Here is a 363-nt window from a genome sequence, read left to right on the forward strand (position 1 = left end):
CCGGAGAGTGTGAGCCAGTCGCCCAGGGCGCTCTGGTAGCCGTCGTCGATCTGGACGACGTCGATGGGGAGGTCGAGGGTGTCAATCGCACGGAGGTTCTCGTGGATGTCGTCCTCGGTGACGGAGGTGAAGTACTCGTACCAGGAGCACCAGACAGTGGGGGCCGGGCGGGGGGCCGCGAGGCCGAGGCCCGCCGCCGACTCGCCCAGCCCCGCCCGGAAGACCGTGCCGGTCCACTCCTTCACCGGGCCGTCGGCGCTGACCTCGGCGACCCCGTCCCGCACCACCAGGCGGACGGAGGGGACCTCGCGCACGGGGTCGGGGGCGGCCCACAGGCGGACCGGCGTCCCGTCGCCCGGGTCG

1 pseudogene is annotated in these 363 nt (G+C 73.8%); it reads right to left on the bottom strand.

The window, feature by feature from the left end:
* A pseudogene (locus tag PUR53_RS01280) lies at positions 1-363 on the bottom strand (alpha-galactosidase); the annotation flags it as partial.

Origin of the sequence: Streptomyces sp. SP18BB07 (assembly GCF_036322545.1) — a bacterium.
GTDB classification, from domain to species: domain Bacteria; phylum Actinomycetota; class Actinomycetes; order Streptomycetales; family Streptomycetaceae; genus Streptomyces; species Streptomyces deccanensis.